This window comes from Burkholderia sp. BCC1972 (assembly GCF_905339605.1).
GTDB lineage: Bacteria > Pseudomonadota > Gammaproteobacteria > Burkholderiales > Burkholderiaceae > Burkholderia.
Genome location: NZ_CAJPGH010000034.1, coordinates 1 through 26,298 on the forward strand (window position 1 = coordinate 1; position 26,298 = coordinate 26,298).

At 66.3% G+C, this 26,298-nt stretch carries 23 protein-coding genes and 1 tRNA gene; 15 read left to right on the forward strand and 9 right to left on the reverse strand.

Annotation, left to right across the window (positions count from 1 at the left end; genetic code table 11):
• Window positions 1-721: hypothetical protein (locus U5798_RS32645; RefSeq protein WP_322084398.1), on the forward strand; the 721-nt coding region annotated here is incomplete at its 5' end.
• Between the two features lie 287 nt (window positions 722-1,008).
• Here U5798_RS32645 and U5798_RS32650 read toward each other — a convergent pair.
• Together U5798_RS32650 and U5798_RS32655 are read right to left on the reverse strand one after the other, a co-directional pair.
• Window positions 1,009-2,211, reverse strand: coding sequence for a tyrosine-type recombinase/integrase (locus U5798_RS32650; protein WP_322084399.1), 1,203 nt, complete (start codon window positions 2,209-2,211; stop codon window positions 1,009-1,011).
• Window positions 2,212-2,384: 173 nt separating this feature from the next.
• Window positions 2,385-2,471: transfer RNA gene (locus U5798_RS32655), tRNA-Leu, on the reverse strand.
• Between the two features lie 236 nt (window positions 2,472-2,707).
• On the opposite strand from U5798_RS32655, the gene hpnD reads away from it, so the two are divergent.
• Window positions 2,708-3,541: a presqualene diphosphate synthase HpnD gene (gene hpnD / locus U5798_RS32660; RefSeq protein WP_124450467.1), complete on the forward strand. Its 834-nt coding sequence runs from the start codon at window positions 2,708-2,710 to the stop codon at window positions 3,539-3,541.
• A gap of 10 nt (window positions 3,542-3,551) precedes the next feature.
• Here hpnD and U5798_RS32665 read toward each other — a convergent pair whose 3' ends face one another.
• The 3 genes from U5798_RS32665 to U5798_RS32675 form a co-directional block, all read right to left on the reverse strand.
• On the reverse strand, window positions 3,552-4,772 hold the full coding sequence (locus U5798_RS32665; RefSeq protein ID WP_124450469.1) for a DUF1501 domain-containing protein: 1,221 nt from the start codon (window positions 4,770-4,772) through the stop codon (window positions 3,552-3,554).
• 67 nt (window positions 4,773-4,839) lie between these two features.
• Complete coding sequence (locus U5798_RS32670) at window positions 4,840-6,342, reverse strand: DUF1800 domain-containing protein (RefSeq protein ID WP_322084400.1); 1,503 nt, start codon at window positions 6,340-6,342, stop codon at window positions 4,840-4,842.
• Window positions 6,343-6,474: 132 nt separating this feature from the next.
• Complete coding sequence (locus U5798_RS32675) at window positions 6,475-6,753, reverse strand: hypothetical protein (protein WP_124450473.1); 279 nt, start codon at window positions 6,751-6,753, stop codon at window positions 6,475-6,477.
• A 258-nt stretch (window positions 6,754-7,011) separates the two neighbouring features.
• On the opposite strand from U5798_RS32675, the gene ompR reads away from it, so the two are divergent.
• The 4 genes from ompR (at window position 7,012) to U5798_RS32695 (ending at window position 10,490) form a co-directional block, all read left to right on the forward strand.
• Window positions 7,012-7,746, forward strand: a complete 735-nt coding sequence (gene ompR, locus U5798_RS32680) for a two-component system response regulator OmpR (RefSeq protein ID WP_006478565.1) — start codon at window positions 7,012-7,014, stop codon at window positions 7,744-7,746.
• Between the two features lie 40 nt (window positions 7,747-7,786).
• Window positions 7,787-9,148, forward strand: coding sequence for an ATP-binding protein (locus U5798_RS32685; protein WP_124450475.1), 1,362 nt, complete (start codon window positions 7,787-7,789; stop codon window positions 9,146-9,148).
• Between the two features lie 189 nt (window positions 9,149-9,337).
• Window positions 9,338-9,886 carry a peroxiredoxin gene (locus tag U5798_RS32690; protein ID WP_006478563.1) on the forward strand — a complete coding sequence of 183 codons (549 nt, stop codon included), beginning with the start codon at window positions 9,338-9,340 and terminating at the stop codon, window positions 9,884-9,886.
• 76 nt (window positions 9,887-9,962) lie between these two features.
• Window positions 9,963-10,490: a carboxymuconolactone decarboxylase family protein gene (locus U5798_RS32695; protein ID WP_322084401.1), complete on the forward strand. Its 528-nt coding sequence runs from the start codon at window positions 9,963-9,965 to the stop codon at window positions 10,488-10,490.
• Window positions 10,491-10,627: 137 nt separating this feature from the next.
• On the opposite strand, the gene ispF is transcribed toward U5798_RS32695, so the two are convergent.
• Entirely contained in the window at window positions 10,628-11,113 is a 486-nt protein-coding gene (ispF, locus tag U5798_RS32700; protein WP_034188783.1) for a 2-C-methyl-D-erythritol 2,4-cyclodiphosphate synthase, read from the reverse strand.
• Between the two features lie 28 nt (window positions 11,114-11,141).
• Window positions 11,142-11,852 (reverse strand): 2-C-methyl-D-erythritol 4-phosphate cytidylyltransferase, encoded by a 711-nt coding sequence (ispD, locus tag U5798_RS32705; protein WP_124450477.1) that lies wholly within the window; start codon window positions 11,850-11,852, stop codon window positions 11,142-11,144.
• A 107-nt stretch (window positions 11,853-11,959) separates the two neighbouring features.
• Here ispD and mfd point away from each other — a divergent pair, with 107 nt between their 5' ends.
• The 4 genes from mfd to U5798_RS32725 all read left to right on the forward strand — a co-directional run bounded on the left by mfd (window position 11,960) and on the right by U5798_RS32725 (window position 18,409).
• Window positions 11,960-15,430, forward strand: coding sequence for a transcription-repair coupling factor (mfd, locus tag U5798_RS32710; RefSeq protein ID WP_322084402.1), 3,471 nt, complete (start codon window positions 11,960-11,962; stop codon window positions 15,428-15,430).
• Between the two features lie 105 nt (window positions 15,431-15,535).
• The gene (argE, locus tag U5798_RS32715) at window positions 15,536-16,756 is read left to right on the forward strand and encodes an acetylornithine deacetylase (RefSeq protein WP_322084403.1); all 1,221 of its coding nucleotides are present in this window, start codon (window positions 15,536-15,538) and stop codon (window positions 16,754-16,756) included.
• 60 nt (window positions 16,757-16,816) lie between these two features.
• Entirely contained in the window at window positions 16,817-17,836 is a 1,020-nt protein-coding gene (locus U5798_RS32720; RefSeq protein WP_322084404.1) for a threonine/serine dehydratase, read from the forward strand.
• A 144-nt stretch (window positions 17,837-17,980) separates the two neighbouring features.
• Complete coding sequence (locus U5798_RS32725) at window positions 17,981-18,409, forward strand: DUF3574 domain-containing protein (RefSeq protein WP_124450484.1); 429 nt, start codon at window positions 17,981-17,983, stop codon at window positions 18,407-18,409.
• Between the two features lie 83 nt (window positions 18,410-18,492).
• On the opposite strand, the gene U5798_RS32730 is transcribed toward U5798_RS32725, so the two are convergent.
• Window positions 18,493-21,015, reverse strand: a complete 2,523-nt coding sequence (locus U5798_RS32730) for a penicillin-binding protein 1A (protein ID WP_322084405.1) — start codon at window positions 21,013-21,015, stop codon at window positions 18,493-18,495.
• A gap of 442 nt (window positions 21,016-21,457) precedes the next feature.
• On the opposite strand from U5798_RS32730, the gene U5798_RS32735 reads away from it, so the two are divergent.
• From U5798_RS32735 to U5798_RS32750, 4 genes are all read left to right on the forward strand, one after another.
• The gene (locus U5798_RS32735) at window positions 21,458-22,138 is read left to right on the forward strand and encodes a PspA/IM30 family protein (RefSeq protein WP_059233905.1); all 681 of its coding nucleotides are present in this window, start codon (window positions 21,458-21,460) and stop codon (window positions 22,136-22,138) included.
• Window positions 22,139-22,229: 91 nt separating this feature from the next.
• Entirely contained in the window at window positions 22,230-23,393 is a 1,164-nt protein-coding gene (locus U5798_RS32740; protein ID WP_322084406.1) for a tetratricopeptide repeat protein, read from the forward strand.
• Window positions 23,394-23,616: 223 nt separating this feature from the next.
• Window positions 23,617-24,048 carry a large conductance mechanosensitive channel protein MscL gene (gene mscL, locus U5798_RS32745; RefSeq protein ID WP_124450490.1) on the forward strand — a complete coding sequence of 144 codons (432 nt, stop codon included), beginning with the start codon at window positions 23,617-23,619 and terminating at the stop codon, window positions 24,046-24,048.
• 333 nt (window positions 24,049-24,381) lie between these two features.
• Window positions 24,382-24,828, forward strand: coding sequence for a hypothetical protein (locus U5798_RS32750; RefSeq protein ID WP_027784713.1), 447 nt, complete (start codon window positions 24,382-24,384; stop codon window positions 24,826-24,828).
• A gap of 66 nt (window positions 24,829-24,894) precedes the next feature.
• Here the strand turns inward: U5798_RS32750 and U5798_RS32755 are convergent, their stop codons facing one another.
• The gene (locus U5798_RS32755; protein WP_322084407.1) at window positions 24,895-25,788 is read right to left on the reverse strand and encodes an NAD(P)-dependent oxidoreductase; all 894 of its coding nucleotides are present in this window, start codon (window positions 25,786-25,788) and stop codon (window positions 24,895-24,897) included.
• 146 nt (window positions 25,789-25,934) lie between these two features.
• Here U5798_RS32755 and U5798_RS32760 point away from each other — a divergent pair, with 146 nt between their 5' ends.
• Window positions 25,935-26,144 carry a dodecin gene (locus tag U5798_RS32760; protein ID WP_006493215.1) on the forward strand — a complete coding sequence of 70 codons (210 nt, stop codon included), beginning with the start codon at window positions 25,935-25,937 and terminating at the stop codon, window positions 26,142-26,144.
• The last annotated feature ends 154 nt before the right edge of the window (window positions 26,145-26,298 follow it).

A 26,298-nucleotide genomic window follows, 5' to 3' on the forward strand; every position in this document is an offset into this window, starting at 1 on the left:
GTATCTCTTGCACCCGAAATATGCGACAGACCCACGCCACTACGTTCGCGCGTTCCTGCTGCTTCAGGAGGATATCCTCGACCTCTTTTCGTATGTCGAGCCGAGCGACGCGAACCTCAATACCTACTCTCACCGTATCCAGCAGTTGCTGATTAGAGCATGCATTGAGGTAGAGGCAAACTTCACCGCAATCTTCTTGGACAATGGATTCGGTGATAATGACACACGGTTCAACATCAACGACTACAAGCTGATTAATACGTCACACAGACTTTCGTCATTCCAGGTTCGGATTCCCGGCTGGACGGGAGATCGTGGAACACGTCGACCGTTTCTTCCATGGTCGGAGGAAGACGGTCGCCTTGGTTGGTATCGCGCATACAACAAAGCAAAGCATAACCGACATGAAAACTTCCATTTGGCAACCTTTGACGCGTTGCTCGACGCCTATTGCGGGCTGAACGTCTTATTGTCCGCACAATTCATGGACGAGGATTATGGGCCGGGTTCCAAGGGCATCGGCGTGATGGGTGCTGACTACTACTATGAGGGGAACGATGGCATGGATCCCTCGATTGGTTGCTCGTTACGAATAAGATTTCCGGAAGATTGGCCAGCCGCTGATAGATATGAATTCGAGTGGCAGGAATTAAGGAATATGGATGACCCATTCGTGAATTTTGACTATGCGGCGCTTCCCCGGCCTGAGCGACGCCGATGACCGTTGTGGCCGGCAGGAAAGCTCGCGACGCGCACCAATGCAAAGCAGATCCGCGGGCTTTTGCTATGACCGGCATAATCGCGCCGCAGCGGGTATTCGCCATTTGCCTAAAAGTAAACGGGCGGAGTCGAGATTGATAGCCGCAAGGTTTGGATCAAGCTTCTGATCCGACGTGCTTGGTTTCGTCCAGACCATGATTGCTTCGCTCCGATAGCCGCCAATGTCGAGCATCCGGCAGCAAAGCTTCCGGTTATCGGCATGGCCGCGAATTGTCCGAGTGCACATCCCTACGGAACAGTGACTGCGGAGCCCGTCTTGAGCCGGTCGAGGTAGTCGGCCCACTTCTGCATCATCGCCCGGCGTTCTTTGATGAACCGCGTCCGGTTATATGCGCCGCCGAGCACATCAGGAACCGCGTGCGCGAGTTGATGCTCGATTACTTCCGGCTTCTGCTCAAGTTCCTCATGGAGGATCGTTCTGGCCATCGCGCGGAATCCGTGTCCCGTTATTTCTGTACGTGTGTCGTAGCCGAGTCGACGCAGCGCGGCATTGATAGCGGCATCGCTCATCGGGCGATTCCGATCGCGCGCGCCAGGAAACAAGTAGCGACCGCTTCCGGTCAGCGAGTGCAAGTCACGGAGAATCGCGACCGCCTGAGTCGCAAGCGGCACGAGATGATCAGTCTTTGTCTTCGTAACGAGATAACGCCACTCGGCCTTGTCAAGATCGAGTTGCGACCATTCAGCCTTCCGCAGCTCACCGGGGCGTACGAACAGCAGAGGGGCCAGTTTGAGCGCGCAGAGAACGGGAAAAGTACCGGTGAAGCCGTCGAACGCGCGTAGCATTTCGCCCACCTTGATCGGCTCGGTGATCGAGGCGAAGTGAATCGTGCGTGTCGATGGAATTGCTCCAAGCAGGTCACGTGCCGGATCGGCCTTACAGTAACCTTCCTTGATGCCATATCGGAACGCCTGACTGAGTTCCGCACGTACTCGATGAGCCGTATAGCGCGCACCTCGCGAATCAATACGCTTGAGCAGCGTAAGCACCTCCGGCGCGTCGATCTCGGCGATTGGCCGCTTGCCGATCCACGGGAACACATCATTCCTGTACCGCGCCAGCGTCTTTTCGTACTGCGCGGGTTCGACCGAAGCGCGGCGCTCCTCCATCCAAGCTAGCGCGACAGCCTCGAATGAATTCGACGCTGCCAGCTTGGCGGCGCGCTTGTCCGCCTTCTTCACCTCTCCCGGATCAGCCCCTCCCGCGAGACGCTCGCGCGCCTCGGCGCGGCGCTTGCGCGCCGTTTGTAGCGAGACATCGGGATAGACCCCAAGAGAAATCCGCTTTTCCTTGCCGCCGAAGCGGTACTTCAATCGCCACCACTTCCCACCAGCGGGAGAAATTTCGAGGTACAAGCCGCCACCGTCGAACAAACGCGTAGGCTTCGCGGCAGGCTTGGCATTCTTGATAGCGGTATCGGTCAGCGGCATGGGGGCAACTCCATGACTGGAACGGGATGCACTTCGATGTTATCCCCAATGTTGCCCCAACTTGCCCCCAGCTTCAACCGGTAATGACCGGAACTTCGCAGAATGAAAAAACCCGCGAAGCCTTGAGCTGTCGCGGGTTTCAAGAGTTCCCGGGAACAAACCGGAACTTGAGTTGGTGCGTGAGGCCGGACTCGAACCGGCACACCCTTGCGGGCGTCAGGACCTAAACCTGGTGCGTCTACCAATTTCGCCACTCACGCGCATTCCTGTCGCCTGACCGCGCGGCACGCAAGAAGCATGCGCCACGCGCCCGGGACTTCATGCCGGCCCGAAAACCGGCACGCCCGATCAGGCGAGCGCGAGATTCTACCCGATCCGTGCGGCCTTGTCTCGCCCCGCCGGCACCCGTCGTGCAGCGATGCTAGAATGCCGCGCTCGACGTTTCGGCACCGCGCCGCCGCGCGTGCCCCGAACCCGCCCCCACCCGATTCCGCCCGTGAACTTCGACGACTACTGTCAGCAAAAGGCCGCCCCTGCGGGCTCCAGCGTCTACTACGCACTGCGGCAGGCGCCGCTCGCCACGCAGCCGCGCCTGACGGCGCTGTTCGCGCTGCGCCGCGAACTGGAGGAAACCGTCAAGGAAACCAGCGACCCGACCGTCGGACACACGAAGCTCGCATGGTGGCACAAGGAACTCGCCGCGCTGGCCGACGGGCAGCCGTCGCACCCCGTCACGAAGGCGCTTGCGCAGCATCATCCGGCGATCGCCGCCGAGGCCGACGCGTTGCGCACGCTCGTCAACGGCTACGGGATGGACCTCGAACAGGCGCGCTACCTCGATTTCGCCAACCTGCAGCGCTACATCACGCAAGTCGGCGGCACGTTCGCGTCACTGGTTGCGCGCGCAAGTTCCGCGAACCCGGCCGACCCGCAGCCGTGGGCCGCCGACGCCGGCCGCGCGCTGATGCTCGCGCAGTTCGTCCAGGAACTCGGCAACGATGCGCGCCACGGCCGCATCTATTTGCCAATCGACGAACTGCAGCGCTACAACGTGACCGCGGCCGATCTGCTGAATGGCCGCTACAGCCCGGCCTTCACCGAATTGCTGCAATTCCAGACGGCCCGCGCGCGTGAAGCGCTCGCGGCGGCCGGAGCGGCGATCCCGTCAACCGAACGCCGCGCACAGCGCACGCTGCGCGCGCAGATCGCACTGGCCGGCGCGCTGCTCGACGAAATCGAGCGCGACGGCTACCAGGTGCTGCACCAGCGCATCGCGCTGACGCCGATCCGCAAGCTGTGGATCGCGTGGCGCGCATCGCGCCGCCGCTGACCCTCACGCGTCACGCCTTCAACAGCGGCAGCGTATCGAAGCGCTGCTGCAGCACGCGCGTCGCATCGAGCCCCCACCACGGCCCGAGCACGGTCGCATAGAGCTGGCGGAAATCGACCGCGACCGGCAGGTTGCCGTTGCCGTCGAGCCGGCCGAGCGCCGGCGGCGCACCGTACAGCCCGCCGGCCACACGGCCGCCCATCACGAAATGCGGCGCGGCCGTGCCGTGATCGGTGCCGTTGCTCTGGTTCTCGCGCACCCGCCGCCCGAATTCCGCATACGTCATCACGAGCGTCTGGTTCCAGCGGCCGAGCTCGATCAGCGCGCCGCGCATCGCACTCATCCCTTCCGCAAACTGCTTGAGCAACGCAGCCTGCTGCCCCGGCTGGTTCTGGTGCGTGTCGAAGCCGTTGAGCGTCAGGCGCAGCACCGCGACGCCATCCTGCGCGCCAGGCCCGGACGCCTCGCACGCGGCCAGCACCTGCATCGCGGTCTTCACCGACGTGCCGAACGCGCCGGCCGGGAAAGCCGTCCGGAACTCGCGCATGCCGCCGCGCGGGCGCAGCCGGTCGGCCGCCTTCACGATGTCGTTCTCGACGTCGATGATGTGCGCAAGCGCCGGGTTCTGCTCGCGCAGCGACGACGGCTCGGCGAGCCGCGCCGCGCGGATGAACTGCGCGGGATTGACGAGCGCGATCGCACGCGCACCGTTCGACAGCGGCCCCATCTCGGCACTGCCGAGCACGACGCCGTCCGCCGCGAAACCGGGCGGCACCGGCGCCTGCGCGAACGTGCGCGTGAGCCAGCCCTCGTGCAGGTACTGGTCCGAGCGCGATGCGGTATCCCAGATCTCGATCGAGCGGAAATGCGACAGGTTCGGCTGCGGATAGCCGACGCCCTGCACGACCGCGACCTGCCCGTCGCGCCACAGCGGCATCAGCGGCGCAAGCGACGGGTGCAGCCCCGTATGCGCATCGAGCTGAAGCACCTGCTCGCGCTTGATGCCGATGCTGCGCCGAAACTGGTAGTACAGCGGGTCCGTGTACGGCACCACGGTATTGAGCCCGTCGTTGCCGCCCTTCAGCTCGACGAGGATCAGCACGTTCGCATAGCCTGTCGCCGGTTGCCGCCCCGCCTGCGTCGCGGCCGCCGCCATCGCGGGCGCTTGCCACATCGACACGCCGGCCGCGGCGGCGGCGCCCGTCAGCGTCAGAAAATCACGTCGGTTCATCGCGCATCCTTTGGTTCGCCGTCCGACACCTTTGCCGCTGCGGCGCCCCGCTTCGTCGTCGTTTGCTTCATTTCAGTTGATAGGCCGGATCCATCAGCAGCGCCTCGAGATACGCGCTGCCGGTCGAATCCGTGTCGATTGCGGCGACCGGCGACAGTTGCAGCACCGCGTGCTGCAGTTGAAGCTCGGTCGACAATCCCGCTATCGCCTGCGGTCGCGCTCGATATTGCGCGAGCCAGCGTTCGAGGTCGAACCGCAGGCCGCCGCGCGCGGGCTTCGCCGGCGTGCCGCGCATGCCGGCCGCGGACGCCGCATCGACCACCGGCATCGCATGCGCACGCGCATTCGGCGGCGGCGCCATCGGATGCGCGGGCGGGTGCATGCCGGCCGTCTCCGTCGCGCGGAACAACTGCTCGACGAACTGCTTGCGCGACAGCAGCGTGGTGCTGTTGATCCACAGCGCGCCGCCCGGCCAGCCTTTCACGTTCGGCGGATAAAACAGGTTCTGCCCGAGCGTGCGCACGGTGTTCGCGAGCATCTGCGGGTCGCCGTACGCCACGTCGAACAGCCGTACCGACCCGACGACGAATTCCACCGGCGACTTGACGAGCACGCCGCGGTTGCGCGGATCCCAGAACGCATCGGTCGACCACAGCGCGGCAAGCGCCGTGCGAATGTCGTAGCCGCTCGCGCGGAACCGTTCGGCCACCGTATCGAGCGCGCCCGGATCGGGCGTATCGGATACGAACTCGCGCCACAGCTTGCCGGCGATGAAGCGCGCGGTGCCCGGCCGCTTGAGCAGGATGTCGAGAAAGCCGTCGCCGTCGAACGGCCCCGTTTCACCGAGTATCGTCTTGTCACCGGTATCGTGCGCTTCGGGCCGCACCTCGAAGCGCAGCGTATCGGGATCGACCGTCCAGCCCGTCATCGCTCGTGCGGCCTCGGTCACGTCGTATTGCGTGTAATGGCCCTCGCCGAGCGTGAACAGCTCCATCACCTCGCGCGCGAAATTCTCGTTCGGACGCCCCTTGCGATTGCTCGCGCCGTCGAGATACTGCAGCATCGCCGGATCCTTCGCGACCGCGTGCAGCAGCGTGCCGAAATTGCCGAGCGCCTCGCGGCGAAACAGCGCGTTCTGCGCGGCCATCGTCTGCGGGTAAGGCACCTTGTCCTGCCCCGACGTGAAGTGCCCATGCCAGAACAGCGTCATGCGCTCGGTCAGCGGCGACGGCGTGACGACCATCTCGTTGATCCAGGCCGCGCGCAACGCATCGTAGCGGACGTTGCGCTCGCGCTGCTCGTCGCGCCGCATGTCGGGCGTCAGCGCCTGGCGCTGCGCGCGCGTCGGCGGCAGTTCGGCGATCCAGTCGGGCCACGTCGTCACGGGTTCACGGCGCACGCGGCCGAGCGTGTCGGCCACGACCTGTGCGCGCGTCATGCCGACGATGCGTCCGACGTCGGCGGGCGCGGGAGAGAATCCGGTGCGGCTCAGGAAAAACAGTGCGTCGTCGGCATCGAGCGGCGACTGCATGGCAGGCGACGGCGCCGGTGCGGCAGCGTTCGCTTTCATCGTCATGGACTCCCGGAACGCACCGGCGGTGCGGATGCCGGTACAACGGCATTCGGTGGGCGAAAGTTGACGGAAAAAGTGCTACGAATTCTTTCCGAGGGGAAAGTCCACGGGGGCGAAAGACGGCGCGTATCAGCGCTTGTACAACTCGCGAACGGCGTCTTCGATGTGCTGGCGCAGCAAGTGCCGCTCCTCGGGCGTCATGTGCCCGTCGCGGCGGTGCTGCTCGAGATCGGGGGGCACGGCGGAACGAACCGTCATCTCGGCGGTACGGTCGGACTGCGGCGCTTTGCCGCGCGGCAGCTTGCGCGACGGTGCGCCCTGCTCGGGGCGCTGCGCATACGCGAAGTTCGACGCATACGGACCGGCGAGCGCGATCGTCAGCATCAGTGCAATCCGGGCAGATCGCATGACCGTCCTCGCTTCTTTGGTCGATTTGTTCCCTTCGTCACGCGGCAACCGGCTACCTCTGGTACTTGAAAAACCCTGCGGAAATCGGGTGTACAAAGATGAATGATGGAGTGCAGGGGAGTATCTACCGAATTTCGGCTTCGAGTAAAGGAATCTCTATAGCCTGCCTTTACTCGGCGCGACACTACGGGTAAATTTTGTAACCGACTGTAACGCACGAAAATACGTGACCGTGCGTCAATTCCCATTCGCGATAAGATGCCGATCATGGAAACGAAAAACCCCTCCAAGATTCTCGTCGTCGACGACGACCCTCGCCTGCGCGACCTGCTGCGCCGCTATCTCGGCGAGCAGGGTTTCAACGTATACGTCGCGGAAAACGCGACCGCGATGAACAAGCTCTGGGTACGCGAGCGTTTCGACCTGCTCGTGCTCGACCTGATGCTGCCGGGTGAAGACGGGCTGTCGATCTGCCGCCGCCTGCGCGGCAGCAACGACCGCACGCCGATCATCATGCTCACCGCGAAGGGCGAGGATGTCGACCGCATCGTCGGCCTCGAGATGGGCGCCGACGATTACCTGCCGAAGCCGTTCAACCCGCGCGAACTCGTCGCGCGCATTCATGCGGTGCTGCGCCGCCAGGCGCCGGCCGAACTGCCGGGCGCACCGTCGGAAACCACCGAAGTGTTCGAATTCGGCGAATTCTCGCTGAACCTCGCCACGCGCACGCTGACGAAGTCGGGCCAGGAAATTCCGCTGACGACCGGCGAATTCTCGGTGCTGAAGGTGTTCGCCCGCCATCCGCGCCAGCCGCTGTCGCGCGAAAAGCTGATGGAGCTCGCGCGCGGCCGCGAATACGAAGTGTTCGACCGCAGCCTCGACGTGCAGATCTCGCGCCTGCGCAAGCTGATCGAACCGGATCCGGGCAGCCCGCGCTTTATCCAGACTGTCTGGGGCCTCGGCTACGTGTTCATCCCGGACGGCGCCGCCTGATCTTTTTCCTTTCCGGTTTCGCCCGCCCACGGCCCGTCCCATGCGTATCGACCGGCGCCTCCTGCAGCTCGCGTTCGGCGGGCTGTTCTGGCGCACCTTCCTGCTGATCGCGCTGCTGATCTCGGTCAGTCTCGCCGCGTGGTTCCAGAGCTTTCGCGTGATCGAGCGCGAGCCGCGTGCGCAGCGCGTGGCTCTCCAGCTCGTCGCGGTCGTGAAGCTCACGCGCACCGCCCTGCTCTATTCCGATCCCGATCTGCGGCGCGCGCTGCTGCAGGATCTGGAGAGCAACGAGGGCGTGCGCGTGTACCCGCGCGAGAAAACCGACAAGTTCAAGCTGCAGCCCGACGAATCGCTGAACCGCCTGATCGAACACGACATCCGCAGCCGCCTCGGCGACGATACCGTGATCGCGCAATCGGTCAACGACATTCCCGGCGTGTGGATCAGCTTCAAGATCGACGACGACGATTACTGGGTCGCGCTCGACCGCGACCAGCTCGACAACGTCACGGGCCTGCAGTGGGCCGGCTGGGGGCTGTTCGCGCTTGCGCTGTCGCTATTCGGCTCCGCATTCATCACGAGCCTCGTGAACCGGCCGTTCTCGCGGCTCGCGCTCGCCGCGCGGCAGATCGGCTCGGGCCAAACGCCCGAACTGCTGCCGGAGCGCGGAATGGGCGTCGCGGCCGAGACCAATCGCAGCTTCAACCAGATGGTGCGCGACCTCGAGCAGCTCGAGGCCGACCGCGCACTGATGCTCGCGGGCATCTCGCACGACCTGCGCACGCCGCTCGCGCGGCTGCGGCTCGAAACCGAGATGAGTCCGTCCGACCAGGCGACCAAGGACGCGATGGTCGACGACATCGAGCAGATGGATCGCATCATCGCGGCCTTCATCGACTACGCGCGCCCGTCGCAGCGCAAGCCCGAGCCGGTCGACCTGTCGTCGATCGCGCATGAAGTCGCCGCGCGCGTCTCGGGCGAGGACGGCGTCGAGATCCGCACGCGGCTCGCGCCAAGCGCGGTCATCGAGGCCGACGAGACCGACATGCGCCGCGTGATCGGCAACCTCGTCGAGAACGCGCGCAAGTACGGCCAGAGCAAGCAGGACGGCATCTCGCGCATCACGGTCGAGACCCGCGTGTCGCATGCGCGCGTCGAGCTGTCGGTGAGCGACGAAGGCCCCGGCATCCCCGAGGATCAGCTGCCGCTCGTGATGCGGCCGTTCTACCGCGTCGACACCGCACGCACCAAGGCGGACGGCACGGGCCTCGGGATGGCGATCGTGCTGCGGCTCGTCGGCCGCTATCGCGGCGCGCTGCGCCTGCGCAACCGGAACCCCGAAGCGGGTCTCGAAGTCACGCTCGAATTCCCCGGTGCCGGCAAGGCACGTGCGACTGCGTGACGCGCTCGCGCACGCTTCTTGCGCCGCACACTATCGATCCGGTTGAAAAAAGCTATGAAGATCGTTAGCCAAAATCTATTGAAGCGCTTTACTAATAGTGTTATAGTTTTACTCATGCTGTCACATCATCGTTGCAGCACCGAGGTAGCTTGACTCAGTCTTCTTCCCAACTCACACAGGAGTATCCGCATGAAAACCGTGGGCGATAAACTCGAAGCTTTCACCGTCGTAGCCGCGAAGCCGGGCTTCAACAATCACGAGGAAAACGGCCAGTCGGCATTCGAGACCGTCACCGAAGCGTCGTTCCCGGGCAAGTGGAAGATCATCTACTTCTATCCGAAGGATTTCACGTTCGTGTGCCCGACGGAAATCGTTGAATTCGCGAAGCTCACGAAGCAGTTCGAAGAGCGCGATGCCGTCCTGCTCGGCGGCAGCTCGGACAACGAATTCGTCAAGCTCGCATGGCGCCGTGAACACAAGGACCTCGACAAGCTGAACCACTACTCGTTCGGCGACGTCAAGGGCGAGCTGATCGACCAGCTCGGCGTGCGCGACAAGGAAGCCGGCGTGGCCCTGCGTGCAACGTTCATCGTCGATCCGGACAACACGATCCAGCACGTTTCGGTGAACAACCTGAACGTCGGCCGCAGCCCGGAAGAAGTCCTGCGCATTCTGGACGGCCTGCAAACGGACGAACTGTGCCCGTGCAACCGCGCAGTCGGCGGCGCAACGCTGTAAGCGTAGCAATGCACGAAGCCCGCGGCGCACGTCCTGCCTGCGGGCTTTTTTAACGGCCAACCCATAGGAGATATCAATGGAATTCATCGACTCGATTAAGGCACGCATCCCCGACTACGCGAAGGACATTCGCCTGAACCTCGATGGCACGATCTCGCGCTCGTCGCTCGAAGGCACCGACGCGGTCGGCGTAGCGCTGGCGGCTGCGATCGCGGCGAAGAGCACGGTGCTCATCAAGACGATCCGCGAAGCCGGCGTCCTGTCGCCCGAAGAGACGAACGCCGTGCTGACGGCGGCCGCGCTGATGGGGATGAACAACACCTGGTATCCGTATGTCGAGATGGCCGACGACGCCGACCTGAAGACGCAGCGCGCCGAACTGCGGATGGGCGCGTATGCGACGCACGGCGGCGTCGACAAGCGCAAGTTCGAGATGTACGCGCTCGCCGCGTCGATCGTCGGCAAGTGCCACTTCTGCGTGAAGTCGCACTATGCGCTGCTGAAGAACGAGCAAGGGATGACCGTCACGCAGCTGCGCGATGTCGGCCGCATCGCATCGGTGATCAACGCCACCGCGCAAGTGATCGCCGCCGAAGGCGAATAAGCGGTTGCTGCACCGCTCGACCGGCAGCGATGCCGGAAGCGGCGCCCGCTTCAAACGAAAATGCCACGCTCATGCGTGGCATTTTTCATTTCCGCGGGACGGCGTACGGCGCGCACCGCGCGCGCCGCCAGCCGCCGTCAGCCGCCCTGCTTCACCAGCAGCGCGGCGGCCTGCGCCTCGATGCCTTCGCCGCGGCCGAGGTAGCCGAGCTTCTCGTTGGTCTTCGCCTTCACGTTGACGCGATCGAGCGGCAGCCCGAGATCGGCCGCGATGTTCGCGCGCATCCCGTCGATGTGCGGCGCGAGCTTCGGCGCCTGGGCGATCACCGTGCTGTCGACGTTCTGGATCGTGAAGCCGGCCGCCTTCACGCGCTCGGCGCATGCGCGCAGCAGCACGCGGCTGTCCGCGCCCTTGAACGCCGCGTCCGTGTCGGAGAAATGGCGGCCGATGTCGCCGAGCGCCGCCGCGCCGAACAGCGCGTCGGTGATCGCGTGCAGCAGCACGTCCGCGTCCGAGTGGCCGAGCAGGCCGCGCTCGTACGGAATCGTCACGCCGCCGATGATGAGGGGGCGCCCTTCGACGAGCTGGTGCACGTCGTAGCCTTGTCCGATTCTGAAATCCATGCGTGTTCCGATTGAGATGGGGTGAAAGTCAGGAAGCGTTCGCGGGGCGCGCGAGGATCGCTTCCGCGAGCGCGAAATCTTCCGGGTACGTGACCTTGAAATTGCGCAGGCTGCCCTGCACGACGCGCGGCGTGTGGCCCGCCCATTCGATCGCGCTGGCTTCGTCGGTCAGGTCGTGGCCCTCGCGCTGCGCGCGCAGGATCGCCTCGCGCAGCATGCCGATGCGGAACATCTGCGGCGTCTGCGCCTGCCACAGCGCGTCGCGCGACTCCGTGCGCGCGATCGCGTCGCCGCCGGCCGGCACGCGCTTGAGCGTATCGGCCACCGGCAGCGCGACGATGCCGCCGACCGGGTCGTCCTTCAGCGTCGTGACGAGCGTGCGGATCAGCGCCGGCGTGATGCCGGGGCGCGCCGCGTCGTGCACGAGCACCCAGTCCTGGTCGGTCGCGCCGAATTCGGCCAGCTCGAGCAGCCCGTTCAGCACCGACGCCTGCCGCGAGCCGCCGCCGCAACGGCGCACCGCGAAGCGCAGGCCCGCGAAGCGGCGCGCGTCGAAATGGGAATCGTCGGGCGCGAGTACGACGAGCGTCTGCGCGAACTCGCTGCACGCGTCGAACGCCGCGAGCGTGTAGTGCAGCAGCGCGCGGCCGGCCAGCGTGCGGTATTGCTTCGGCACGGCCGAGCCGGAACGGCTGCCGGTGCCGGCACAGGGAATCAGGGCGAAAAGTCGGGGAGTCACGAAGGGAAACGCCGGAAAGATGAAATCGAGAAGCGGATTTTATAATAGGTCTTTCGTCTCGACCGGCGCACCGCGATGCGCCCGTGCACGCCACCCCTGTCGTCCCTATGCCAGATAACGCTTCCACCCCGTCCGCCTCGCCTGTTGCGCGCGTCAAACCCGGCCAGCGCTTCACCTTCGACGGCACGCACGGCTCCGCCGACGCGCTCGCCATCGCCCGTTATCTCGCCGACAACCGCCAGGACGTGCCGCTCCTCGCGGTGATCTGTGCGAACGCGGTCGACGCGCAACGGCTGTCGCAGGAAATCCGCTACTTTTCGCCCGATGCGCGCGTGCGCCTGCTGCCGGACTGGGAAACGCTGCCGTACGACACGTTCTCGCCGCACCAGGACCTCGTGTCCGAGCGGCTCGCCACGCTGCACGATCTCGGCGAAGGCCGTTGCGACATCCTGCTCGTGCCCGCGACCACCGCGCTGTACCGGATGCCGCCCGCATCGTTCATGGCCGCGTACACGTTCGCGTTCGCGCAGGGCGAGCGGCTCGACGAGGCGAAGCTGAAGGCGCAATTGACGCTGGCCGGCTACGAGCACGTGAGCCAGGTCGTGCGGCCCGGCGAATACTGCGTACGCGGCTCGCTGATCGACCTGTACCCGATGGGCTCGCCGCTGCCGTACCGGATCGACCTGTTCGACGACCAGGTCGACTCGATCCGCGCGTTCGATCCCGACACGCAGCGCAGCCTCTACCCGGTGCGCGACGTGCGCCTGCTGCCCGGCCGCGAGTTCCCGTTCGACGAAGCCGCGCGCACGGCCTTCCGCAGCCGCTGGCGCGAAACCTTCGAAGGCGACCCGAGCCGCGCGCCGATCTACAAGGACATCGGCAACGGCGTGCCGTCGGCCGGCATCGAGTACTACCTGCCGCTGTTCTTCGACGAAACGGCCACGCTGTTCCACTACCTGCCGCAAGACGCGCACCTCGTGTTCACCGGCGATCTCGAGGCGTCGATCCGGCGCTTCACCGCCGACACGAAGCAGCGTCACGCGTTCCTGGCGCACGATCGCGAGCGGCCGATCCTCGAGCCGCAGCGGCTGTTCCTGTCCGACGAGGATTTCTTCGCGTTCGCGAAGCCGTTCGCGCGCGTCGTGCTGCCCGCGCAGCCGGCCGGCGGCTGGGCGACCGCGTTACCGGAACTCACCGTCGACCGCCATGCGGACGATCCGCTGGCGTCGCTGCGCACGTTCGTCGAATCGTCGGGCAAGCGCGTGCTGCTGACGGTCGAATCGGCCGGCCGCCGCGAGACGATCCTGCAACTGCTCGCCGAACATCACCTGCGCCCCGCGTCGAACGACCACTTCGCCGGCTGGCTCGCGAGCGACGAACGCTTCGCGCTCGGCGTCGCGCCGCTCGCCAACGGCTTCGCGGTGCCGGGCGAAGGCTATGCGCTCGTCACCGAAACCGAGCTGTACGGCGCGCTCGGCCGCCGCGCGGGCCGCCGGCGGCAGGAACAGGCGAGCAACGTCGACGCGATGGTGCGCGACCTGTCGGAGCTGAAGGTCGGCGACCCGGTCGTCCATGCCCAGCACGGCATCGGCCGCTACATGGGCCTCGTGTCGATGGATCTCGGCGAAGGCGAGACCGAATTCCTGCATCTCGAATACGCGGGCGACAGCAAACTCTACGTGCCCGTCGCGCAACTGCACGTGATCTCGCGCTACAGCGGCGCCGATCCCGACAGCGCGCCGCTGCACGCGCTCGGCTCCGGCCAGTGGGAGCGTGCGAAGCGCAAGGCCGCGCAGCAGATCCGCGACACGGCCGCCGAACTGCTGAACCTGTACGCGCGCCGCGCGGCCCGCGAAGGCCACGCGTTCTCGCTCGACCCGCGCGATTACGTGAAATTCGCGGAAAGCTTCGGCTTCGAGGAAACGCCCGACCAGGCCGCGGCGATCGCGGCCGTGATCGGCGACATGACGAGCGGCAAGCCGATGGACCGCCTCGTGTGCGGCGACGTCGGCTTCGGCAAGACCGAGGTCGCGCTGCGCGCGGCGTTCATCGCAGTGCTGGGCGGCAAGCAGGTCGCGCTGCTGTCGCCGACCACGCTGCTCGCCGAGCAGCACACGCAGACCTTCGCCGACCGCTTCGCGGACTGGCCGGTGCGGATCGTCGAGCTGTCGCGCTTCAAGACCGCGAAGGAAGTGAACGCGGCGATCGCGCAGATCAACGAAGGCAGCGTCGACATCGTGATCGGTACGCACAAGCTGCTGTCGTCGGACGTGCAGTTCAAGCGGCTCGGCCTCGTGATCATCGACGAGGAACACCGCTTCGGCGTACGCCAGAAGGAAGCGCTGAAGGCGCTGCGCGCGGAGGTCGACGTGCTGACGCTCACCGCGACGCCGATCCCGCGCACGCTCGGGATGGCGCTCGAAGGGCTGCGCGACTTCTCGGTGATCGCGACCGCGCCGCAGAAGCGGCTCGCGATCAAGACCTTCGTGCGGCGCGAGGAGGAAAGCGTGATCCGCGAGGCGATGCTGCGCGAGCTAAAGCGCGGCGGCCAGGTGTATTTCCTGCACAACGAGGTCGAGACGATCGAGAACCGCAAGGCGATGCTCGAGGCGCTCGTGCCCGAGGCCCGCATCGTGATCGCGCACGGCCAGATGCACGAGCGCGAACTCGAACGCGTGATGCGCGATTTCGTCGCGCAGCGCGCGAACGTGCTGCTGTGCACGACCATCATCGAGACCGGCATCGACGTGCCGAGCGCGAACACGATCATCATGCACCGCGCGGACAAGTTCGGCCTCGCGCAGCTGCACCAGCTGCGCGGCCGTGTCGGCCGCTCGCACCACCAGGCCTATGCGTACCTGCTGGTCCACGATCCGCAGTCGCTCACCAAGCAGGCGCAGCGCCGGCTCGAGGCGATCCAGCAGATGGAGGAACTCGGTTCGGGCTTCTATCTCGCGATGCACGACCTCGAGATCCGCGGCACCGGCGAAGTGCTCGGCGACAAGCAGTCGGGCGAGATCCACGAGATCGGCTTCCAGCTCTACACGGACATGCTGAACGACGCGGTGAAGGCGCTGAAGAACGGCAAGGAGCCCGACCTCACCGCCCCGCTCGCCGCGACGACGGAAATCAACCTGCATGCGCCCGCGATCCTGCCGGCCGACTACTGCGCGGACGTGCAGGAGCGGCTGTCGCTGTACAAGCGGCTCGCGAACTGCGAGCACGGCGACGCGATCGACGGCATCCAGGAGGAACTGATCGACCGCTTCGGCAAGCTGCCGCCGCAGGCGCATGCACTCGTCGAGACACACCGGCTGCGGATCGCCGCGAAGCCGCTCGGCATCGTGAAGATCGATGCGAGCGAAGTCGCGATCGGGCTGCAGTTCGAGCCGAATCCGCCGATCGATCCGATGCGGATCATCGACATGGTGCAGAAGCATCGCCACATCAAGCTCGCGGGGCAGGACAAGCTGCGCATCGAGACGCGCTCGCCCGATCTCGCGATCCGCGTGTCGACGATCAAGGAAACGCTGCGCGCGCTCGGCCCGAAACAGGGCGCGGCCGCCGCGGCGCGCTGACGCGATACCGACGGGCGCGACGTTGCTGCACCGCATCGCGCCCGACGAAGGCGGGCCAGCGCGTTTTTGAGTATGATTTTCCCATTCATCCGACGGAGTTTTGCCATGTCCACTCTCGACGCGACGGCGCCGTCCGCCGCAACCCGGGGCGACGAATCGCTCGTCAGCCTGCCGTGGGTCAAGCAACTGGTGTCGATGGACACGACGAGCCGCGTGCCGAACCTCGGCCTGATCGAAACGGTGCGCGACGCACTCGCCGCGAAAGGCATCGCGTCGACGATCACGCATGATCCGCGCGAAGGCTGGGCAAACCTGTTCGCGACCGTGCCCGCGCACGACGGCTCGACCAACGGCGGCATCGTGCTGTCGGGGCATACCGACGTCGTGCCGGTCGACGGCCAGCAATGGGACAGCAACCCGTTCGCGCCGGAGATTCGCGACGGCCGCCTGTACGGCCGCGGCACCTGTGACATGAAGGGCTTCATCGGCGCGGCGCTCGCGCTGCTGCCCGAGATGCAGGCGACGAAGCTCGCGAAGCCGATCCATTTCGCGCTGTCCTACGACGAGGAAATCGGCTGTGCGGGCGCGCCGCTGATGATCGCCGACCTCGTGAAGCGCGGCGTGCAGCCGTCCGGCTGCATCGTCGGCGAGCCGACCAGCATGCGGCCGATCATCGCGCACAAGGGCATCAACGCATACCGCTGCTGCGTGCGCGGCCACGCGGCGCACTCGTCGCTGACGCCGAAGGGGCTCAACGCGATCGAGTATGCGGCGCGCCTCATCTGCCATATCCGCGACATCGCCGAGCGCTTCCGTGCCGAAGGCCCGTTCGACGAACTGTACGACGTGCCGTTCACGACCGCGCAGACAAGCACGATCCAGGGCGGCAACGCGATCAACACCGTGCCGGCCGAGTGCCGCTTCGACTTCGAATTCCGCAACCTGCCGACGCTCGATCCCGAGCAGATCTTCACGCGCATCGAAGCGTATGCGCAGGAAACGCTGTTGCCGCAGATGCTGCGCGAGCATCCGAATGCCGCGATCGAGTTCTCGAAGATCGCCGCGGCACCCGGCCTCGACGCGACCGAACAGGCCGCGATCACGCAGCTCGTGCGCGCGCTGACGGCCGACCAGGACAAGCGCAAGGTCGCGTACGGCACCGAGGCCGGGCTGTTCGCACGCGCGGGCATCCCGAGCGTCGTGTGCGGGCCCGGCAACATCGAGCAGGCGCACAAGCCGAACGAGTACGTCGAGCTTGCGCAGCTCGCCGCCTGCGAGCAGTTCCTGCGCAAGTTCATCCGCAGCATGTCGGTCGACGCGCACTGACTGCCTCCCGCCACGCCGGCCCGCGTGTGCGGGCCGGCCCACTCCGCCACCCGCCACGTCATGTCGACTGAACAACAGGGCACCGCCCATACGACGATCGACGGCGAGCCGATTCCGACGCTCGACGAAATCGCCGCGCAGCATTTCGCGTTGTCGCCGTGGGTCGCGCGCACGCCCGTGTTCGAGCGCGCCGACCTGCCGTCCCTCGAGGGCACGCACGTCAACTTCAAGTTCGAGCTGTTGCAGGCGAGCGGCAGCTTCAAGGCGCGCGGTGCGTTCACGCACCTGCTCGCACTCGACGAGGCGCGCAAGAACGCGGGCGTCACCTGCGTGTCGGCCGGCAATCACGCGGCGGCCGTCGCGTATGCGGCGATGCGGCTCGGCAGCAGCGCGAAGGTCGTGATGTTCCACACCGCGAGCCCGACGCGCATCGCGCAATGCAAGCAGTACCACGCGGAAGTCGTGCTCGCGGGCAGCGCATCGCAGGCCTTCGATCTCGTGCGACGCATCGAGGCCGAGGAAGGCCGTTTCTTCATCCATCCGTTCAACGGTTATCACACGATCCTCGGCACCGCGACGCTCGGCTACGAATGGGCGACGCAGACGCCCGACCTCGACGCGGTGATCGTGCCGATCGGCGGCGGCGGGCTCGCGGCCGGCATGGCGACCGCGCTGCGGCTCGCGAATCCGCGCGTGCACGTGTACGGCGTCGAGCCGGAAGGCGCTGACGCGATGAGCCGCAGCTTCGCGGCGAACCACACGATCAAGATGGGCGCGATGCAGACCATCGCCGATTCGCTGATGGCGCCGCATACGGAGGAATACAGCTACCAGCTGTGCCGGCGCCACATCGACCGCATCGTCACCGTGTCCGACGACGCGCTGCGCGCCGCGATGCTGTTCCTGTTCTCGCACCTGAAGCTGTCGGTCGAACCGGCGTGCGCGGCCGCGCTCGCGGCACTGCTCGGCCCGCTGCGCGAAACGCTGCAGGGCAAGCGCGTCGGCGTGCTGCTGTCGGGCACGAACACCGATCCCGGCACGCTCGGCATGCATCTCGCCCACGCGAAACTGCAGCACTGACGCCACATCGGACACCCGCGCCCAACCTAGGGTTATCCCCAGATTATGTTGACAGCCCTGTTGATAACCCGCCGGACAAGCACGCAAGTGGTTGAGCGCGCAGCGTTTTGCGCGCGCGAAGGTCGATCGTCACGAAATGGGCAGATGCGGCCGCTGGTTGCATGCGCGGCGGCGCTCGCGCTGCTCGCCGGCTGCGCGACGGCGCCCTCGCCCGTCGCGCAGCCGGCGTCCTGCACGCTACCGGGCGAAAGCCGCATGCTGCAGGCCGACCTGCTGTTCGGGCGCGACATCACGGGGCGCGGCCCCGTCACCGACGCAGAACGCACGGCGTTCCTCGCCGATACCGTCACGCCGCGCTTCCCCGACGGCCTCACCTACTGGGACACCCACGGCCAGTGGCGCGACCGCACGACCGGCGGCGTCACGCGCGAAGACAGCTTCGTGATCCGTATCATCGCCGACGATACGCCCGACACGCGCACGCGGCTCGCCGCGATCCGGCAAGCGTACATGCAGCGCTTCCACCAGCAATCGGTCGGCATGACGGTCGTGCCGGCCTGCGCGTCGTTCTGATTCCCCCTGCTGCCGCCGGCCATTCGCGCAAAAAAACGGGCGCCCGAAAGCGCCCGTCGCATGTCTGACGAACAAAGTACCGCTTACTTGCTCTCGAACATGTCCATGATCTGCTGCTTCTCCTGCGGCGTGACGGGCGGCGGCGCGAGCCCGGCCGCACCGGCCGAACCGAGCGCGTCGTTCGCGCTGATCGCGTTCTCGGCCGGGTTGATGTCGACGTTCGCGACGAAGCCGTTGCCCGGCGTGCGATCGGCGTAGTACAGCTCGCCGTCGATCGAGGTCAGGCCGTCCGGCATCGGCATCTGCTGCTCGGGCACGCCGTTCAGCGCGGTGCGCATGTAGTTCACCCAGATCGGCAACGCGAGCTGCGCGCCGAATTCGCGGCTGCCGAGGCTCTTCGGCTGGTCGAAACCCATCCACGCAACCGCGACGAGCGACTGCTGGTAGCCGGCGAACCAGCCGTCCTTCGCGTCGTTTGTCGTACCCGTCTTGCCTTGCAGGTCGCTGCGGCCCAGCGCGTTGGTGCCCGCGCCGGTGCCGGCCGTCGCGACCGAGTGCAGCAGGCTGTTCATCACGTACGCGTTGCGGCCTTCGATCGTGCGCGGCGCCGTGCCGCCCGCGATCACCGGCTGCGCCTTCTGCAGCGGCTGGCCGCGTGCATCGTCGACTTCGGCGATCAGGTACGGATCGACCTTGTAGCCGCCGTTCGCGAACACGGCGTAACCGGTCGCGAGCTGCAGCGGCGTCACGAGGCCCGCGCCGAGCGCCATCGGCAGGTACGGCGGCGTCTTCGCCGGATCGAAGCCGAAGCGCTGCGTCACGTACTCCTGCGCATACTGCGTGCCGATCGACGCGAGGATCCGGATCGACACGAGGTTCTTCGAGCGTTGCAGGCCGGTGCGCATCGTCATCGGGCCGTCCGGCTGGTCGTCGTCCTTCGGCTCCCACGCGGTGCCGCCCGGCACGCTCGGCGGGAAGTACAGCGGCGCGTCGTTGATCATCGTCGCCGGCCCGAGCCCCTTGTCGAGCGACGCCGAGTAGATGAACGGCTTGAACGACGAGCCCGGCTGCCGCCATGCCTGCGTCACGTGGTTGAACTTGCTCTTGTTGAAGTCGAAGCCGCCGACGAGCGAGCGGATCGCGCCGTCCTGCGGCGCAATCGCGACGAGCGCGCCTTCGACCTGCGGCAGCTGCACGACCTGCCAGCCCGTCTTGCCGTCCTTCAGCACGCGCACGACCGAGCCCGGCTTGATGCGAAGCGCGTTGTTCGCGCGCGGGCCCAATGCGGCCGCCACGAAGCGCAGCCCGGCCGGCCCGATCGTCGTGGTCGCGCCGCCGACGAACTGCACCTCGACCGCGCCCGGCGACGCCGACAGCACGACCGCCGACTGCAGGTCGCCGTTGTCCGGGTGATCGGCGAGTGCATCGTCGATCGCCTCGTCGCGCTCGTCGCCGGCCGCCGGCAGGTTGATCGACGCTTCCGGCCCACGATAGCCGTGGCGGCGCTCGTAGTCGAGAATGCCGCGGCGCACGGCCTGGTACGCCGCTTCCTGGTCGGCCGAGTTGATCGTCGTCGTGACGGTCAGCCCGCGCGTATAGGTTTCGTCCTTGTACTGCTGGTACATCATCTGCCGCACCATCTCGGCGACGTATTCGCCGTGCACCGCGTACTGGTTGCCCGGCGTGCGCACGTGGATCTCTTCCTTGATCGCTTCGTCGTACTGCGGCTGCGTGATGTAGCCGACCTCGAGCATGCGCTTCAGGATGTACTCCTGACGCACCTTCGCGCGCTTCGGATTGACGACCGGGTTATACGCGGACGGCGCCTTCGGTAGCCCCGCGAGCATCGCCGCCTCAGCCAGCGTGATGTCCTTCAGGTCCTTGCCGAAATACACCCGTGCAGCGGCTGCAAAACCGTACGAACGCTGGCCCAGATAGATCTGGTTCATGTACAGCTCGAGGATCTGGTCCTTCGTCAGGGCCTTCTCGATCTTGTACGCGAGCAGCATTTCGTAGATCTTGCGCGTGTAGGTCTTCTCGCTCGACAGGAAGAAGTTGCGCGCGACCTGCATCGTGATCGTGCTCGCGCCCTGCCGCGCGCCGCCGTGCATCAGGTCGGCCACGCCCGCCCGCAGGATGCCGACGAAGTCGACGCCGCCGTGTTCGTAGAAGCGGTAGTCCTCGATCGCGAGCACGGCCTTCTTCATCACGTCGGGAATGTCCTGGAAGCGCACGAGGCTGCGGCGCTCCTCGCCGAATTCGCCGATCAGCACGTGATCGGCCGAGAACACGCGCAACGGCACCTTCGGCTGGTAGTTGGTCAGCGCATCGAGCGACGGCAGTTGCGGCGCCATCACGACCAGCGCATAGCCGACGATCAGCGCGCCGACGATCGCCAGCGTCGCGAACAGGCCGGCGAACCACAGCGCGACGCGCGAGCCGAACGTGCGGCGGCGTCCGCCGCCGCCCCCGCTGCGCTGCCGCGCGCGACGGTCGTCGTCGCGATCGTCGTCATCGGGGTAATAGGCCCCGGACGGCGAGCGGCGCAGCGAGTAGTGGGGTTCGTTCCTGTCGGAAGAAGAAGGCGGTCGTTTGATAATTGGCATGTCGGAATGGCGGGCGTACGTGGCGCCCTCGGACGCATGCGGAAATGCAAGCGGATGAATCAGAGTGGGTGCATCGAGATGCGGCTGTCACGTCGACAGACCCCGCCGCGCGGCGATCCGTTCCCGCGACGTGACAGCGCATTTTAATGAAATCGACCGGGTGGCTTCGCGATTTTTTGTAAAAATTCCCGCAATGCCGTGATTTGCGGCGCGTATTGTCGGCATCCTCGGCCTATGATGGACACGCGATATCGCGTATTACCGGCTCTTTCTTTCAGTCGCGAAAGGTTCGGCATCCGGATACACGAGCCGCTTGAACTCGCGCGTTTAAGCCGTATTTAAGTGAACCGGTGGTGTAATATCCGCCGGCTCACGCGGGTCGCAACCGGCCCGCAGCGGGCACGGCCGCGAATGCGCGGCGCCTTTAACCACGGAGGATTTCATGTCGCTTTTCGACTCTGTTTCGCGCACGATCAAAGGCCTGCTGAACGATGCGGCCGATTCGGTACAGGATCCGTCGCGCGACGCACGGCAGATCGTGCGGGAGCTCGACGACAGCATCGGCCGTGCCGAGAATTCGCTGATCGAGATCGAGGCACAGGTCGCGACGCAGCGCAGCAAGCGCGATGCGGCCGACGACAAGGTGAAGAAGTACGAGGACGGCGCGAAGCGCGCGCTGCAGTCCGGTGACGAAGCGCTCGCCCGCGAGGCCCTTGCCGCGCAGTCGAACGCGGAAGCGGAGCGCGATGCGCTCGCGGCCGAGCTGACGACGCTCGAACCGTCGGTCGACAAGCTGAAGGGGCAGATCGCCGACATGCGCCAGCGCCGCAACGACCTGAATGCGCGCTCGAACATCCTGCAGGCCAAGCAGGAAATTGCGCAGGCGAAGGACGTCGCAGCCAGCGCGCTGGGCGGCATCGGCGGCAAGAACCTGTCCGAGGATTTCCAGAAGCTCGAGGACAAGGTCGCGCTGCAGAACGCCCGCTCGGACGCCCGCCTGAATTCGGCCGATACGTCGAGCGGCAAGGCGCTCGACGACAAGCTCGCCGCGCTGAACAAGGGCCCATCGGTCGAGGATCGCCTCGCCGCGCTGAAGAAGCAGCTCGATACGCCCGCGCAGTAACGGCCACTGCGGGCAACCGCGCCGCGGCCCGGCCCCGGGCGCGCGGCGCGAACCGATTGTCAGGAGACGGGCGCCTGCGCCCGGTTCGACCATGAAGAAATCTCTCGCCGCACTCGGCCTCTCGCTGATGTTGCTGTCGTCCGCCGCGTTTGCGGTCCCGTCGCTGCAGCAGGTCGAGCAATCGATCGCGCAGCGCAACTGGCAGCAAGCCGACACACAGCTGTCGCAAGTCATCGACGCCCATCCGAACAACGCGCATGCGCGCTACCTGTATGCGCAGGTGCTGGACCGCGAAGGCCGCGCGTCCGACGCGCTCGCGCAACTGGAGCGCGCCAAGTCGCTCGACCCGCAACTGAAGTTCACCGACGCGTCGCGCTTCGCACAGACCGAGTCGCGCATTCGCGCCGACGCCGCGCGCGTGAGCGGCAATGCGCCGACGGCCACGCAGGCCGGCACGCTGCAGCCGGGGCTCGCGCCCGCCGTACCGGCCGAAAAACACGGCCCGTCGACCGGCATGTGGATCGGCCTCGGGCTGATCGTCGCGGTCATCGCGCTGGTGCTGCGCTGGACGCTGCGGCGCGCGCGCACGGCCGACGACGGCCGCGCTGACGACGAACGCCGCACGCAGCTCAAGCGCGCGACCGACGTACTGAACGACATCCGTCCGCTGAAACTCGATGCGAAGCTGTCGACGGCGCCCGGCGCCGCGGCGCTCGTCGGTGAAATCGAAGCGATCGAGACCGACGCGCGCACGCTCGTCGAGGCGCTGTCGAACGGCAAGAATCCGGTGCCGCCGTATCGCGTCGACGAACTCGAACAGCGCCATGCGAGCGTGAAGGCGCGTGTCGAGGGCCGCCCCGACCCGGCCGCACAACCCGCGGCACCGGCGAACGGCAGCGGCTCCGTGTACGCACAGGAAGCCGATCGCATGACGGGCGCGCAGGGCCAGCCCTACCCGCCGCAACCGTATCCGCAACAGCAGCCGCCCGTCGTGATCCAGCAAGGCGGCGGCGGTTTCGGCGGCGGGATGGGCGGGCTGCTGACCGGCGTGCTGCTCGGCGAGGCGATGTCGGGCGGCCGCGAGCGCGTGGTCGAACGCGACGTGATCGTCGACGGCGAGCGCCGCCGGCAGGAAACCGACCCGGGCGTCGACCTCGGCCGCGGCGACACGTCGAACTGGAGCGACGGCAACAGCGGCGGCGGCGGCATGGACCTCGGCAGCAACGACGACGGCTGGACCGACGACAACTCTTGATGGTGCGCAGCGCGTCTGAACGCGCTGCCGCGCACGCCCCGCTCCCCTGCCTGGCCGGTCGCGCCGACGCGCGAATTTGTCAATCATTTCAAGATGGACTACCGGCAATGGGGAGCGTTCGCTATCATGCGGCCATCGGCGTGCCACCGACCCTCATTCGACGCAATGCAATCCTGCGCGTCGCGGCATGCCTCCCCACGCCCCAACCAGGAGAAAGCCGCTCATGAGCATCATCAAGGAATTCAAGGAGTTCGCCGTCAAGGGCAACGTGATGGATCTCGCCGTCGGTGTGATCATCGGCGGCGCGTTCTCGAAGATCGTCGATTCGATCGTGAAAGATCTCATCATGCCGGTCATCGGCGTGGTGACCGGCGGTCTGGATTTTTCGAACAAGTTCGTTCTGCTCGGCACCATCCCCCCGACGTTCAAGGGTAATCCCGATTCGTTCAAGGACCTGCAGGCCGCCGGCGTCGCCGCATTCGGTTACGGCTCGTTCATCACCGTGGCGATCAATTTCGTCATCCTCGCGTTCATCATCTTCATGATGGTGAAATTCATCAACAAGCTGCGCAAGCCGGAAGAAGCCGCCCCGGCCGCGACGCCGGAAGACACCGTGCTGCTGCGCGAGATCCGCGATTCGTTGAAGCAGCGCTGAGCGTCGAACGCTCCGCCCGCCAGGCCCGCCGCGTGCGGGCCTTTTTATTGCGCGCGCGGTGCACCGCCGCATGCGGCCCATCTCACTTTTTTGTGACGGGCGAATGCACGCGCGGGGAAAGCAGGTCTATGATGGAGACTAAACGACAGTACGGGCGCCAAGACGCTGGCTGTGTCGATCATGGCGAGCAGGTCGACGGGAGACATTGATCGTCGTACTGCACGAATGCAGCATTTTCGTGTGCTATAAAGGATCGACATGCGGCGTACATAGCCGGGAGTGGGTCGCATGAAAGTGCCGCATTTCTTGCAATTGTTTTTGAGGCGAGTGTTTATGTCCTTCCCGAAAAAACGTCGGCGTGCGCAACAGGATGGCCAGGAGTCATTCCTCGCGGTCCTGCGCCACTCGAAACCGTTTGCTCAACTCGACACCAAGATTGCCCGCGCCCGTGCGCAGGACGAACCCGTCCTCTATGCGCATGTGCTGCCCGGTCTCGACGTGCTCCTGTGCAGCGTGCGCGGTGCCCAACCGCCCTATCCGGCGATCGCCGAACTGCGCAAGCGCTGCATCGAATCGATCGCCAATGCGCTCGAGCAGCCGCTCGACGGCCTCGAAAACGGCGGCTACTGGTACGAGGCGAACGGCTTCGGCTTCCTCGTCTTCGCGAGCCGTGCGCGTGCGCGCATCCTGCCCGAGTTTGGTGCAGGCACGAAAGCGAGCCTGCGCGGCGGGCTCGGCCGCCAGAACGCCGGCGACACGACACCCCGTTCGCTCGGCTGATCAATCAGTCCTCCGATGGGCCGCCTCCGGGCGGCCCATCTGCCATTCACGCACCCCGCTTGCCCGTCACGACGCCTGCCGACGGCCGTTGCCCGGCCGCACGATGTCGATGAATGCGGCGAAATCGGCGCCGGCGAGCCCTTGCGCGGCACCGAGCCGCAACACCTGCTGGACGGTGGCCGACACGGGCATCACCGCGCCCGTGTCGCGTGCGGCGTCGGCGATTGCATCGACATCCTTCTGGAACGTACTGAGCGCGCCGATCGGCGGATGACCGCCCGACGTCATGCGCGGCACGAACGTCTGCAGCAGCACCGAGTCGGCCCAGCCGCCGGTCAGCGCCTCGGCCAGGCGCGCGGCGTCGATACCGCTCGCCTGCGCGAGACCGACGGCCTCGGCGATGGCCGTGACCGTCGCGGTGACGATCGCCTGGTTGCACAGCTTCGCCGTCTGGCCCGCACCGGCGTCGCCCATGTGCGTGATGCGCGACGCGTACGTGTCGATCAGCGGGCGCACCGCGTCGAGATCGGTTGCACGGCCGCCGGCCATCACCGCGAGCGTGCCGGCCTGCGCGCCCGGCACGCCGCCGGACACCGGCGCATCGACCCAGCCGACGCCGAGTGCAGCGGCACGCGCCGCATAGTCGCGCGTCGCCGCAGGCGGAATGCTCGAATGATCGGCGATGCGCAGCAGTCGGCGCGCTGCGGCATCGCCCGAGAGCAACCCGTGCTCGCCGAACACGACGTCGCCGACCGCCCGGCTGTCGAGCACGCACACGAATACCGTATCGACCCGTTCGGCCAGCTCGCGCGGCGTGCCGACCACCTGCGCGCCGTCCTTGACCAGTGCCTCTGCCTTGTCGCGCGAGCGATTCCACACGCTGACGCGATGCCCTGCCGCCAGCAAATGCCGAATCATCGGCGCGCCCATCAATCCCGGTCCGCAAAATCCGACTTCCACGATGCTCCTCGTCTCCGATATGGGTTGCACTTGCCGCCCATCATACCTATCACTCAAGAAGCCGGGCACGCACGGCACCGTAGCGGGACCGCTTCGGGACCGCGCCTTGCACCGGCAATACAGACCGATATCCCAGGGAGCGAATCATGAGCGACCACGTGTACAAGATGATCGAACTGACCGGTTCGTCGCGGCAATCGAGTGACGACGCGATCCGCAACGCGATCTCGAAAGCCGGCAAGACGCTGCACAACCTGCACTGGTTCCAGGTGACCGAAACGCGCGGCCACATCGAAGGCGACCAGGTCGTGCACTGGCAGGTCACGCTGAAGGTCGGCATGCGCATCGACGACTGACGCGCCGCACGCGGCGCCCCCTGCCGGACGCCGGATGCGTGCAATGCGCATCCGCGCGGCGCCGCGCCCACCTGCTTTTCGCCCCGTTCAGGCCCCTTGTCGCGGCCCGGCCGGCCGGCATCCGCGGGTATCCATCTCTTGACGCTGATTTTCG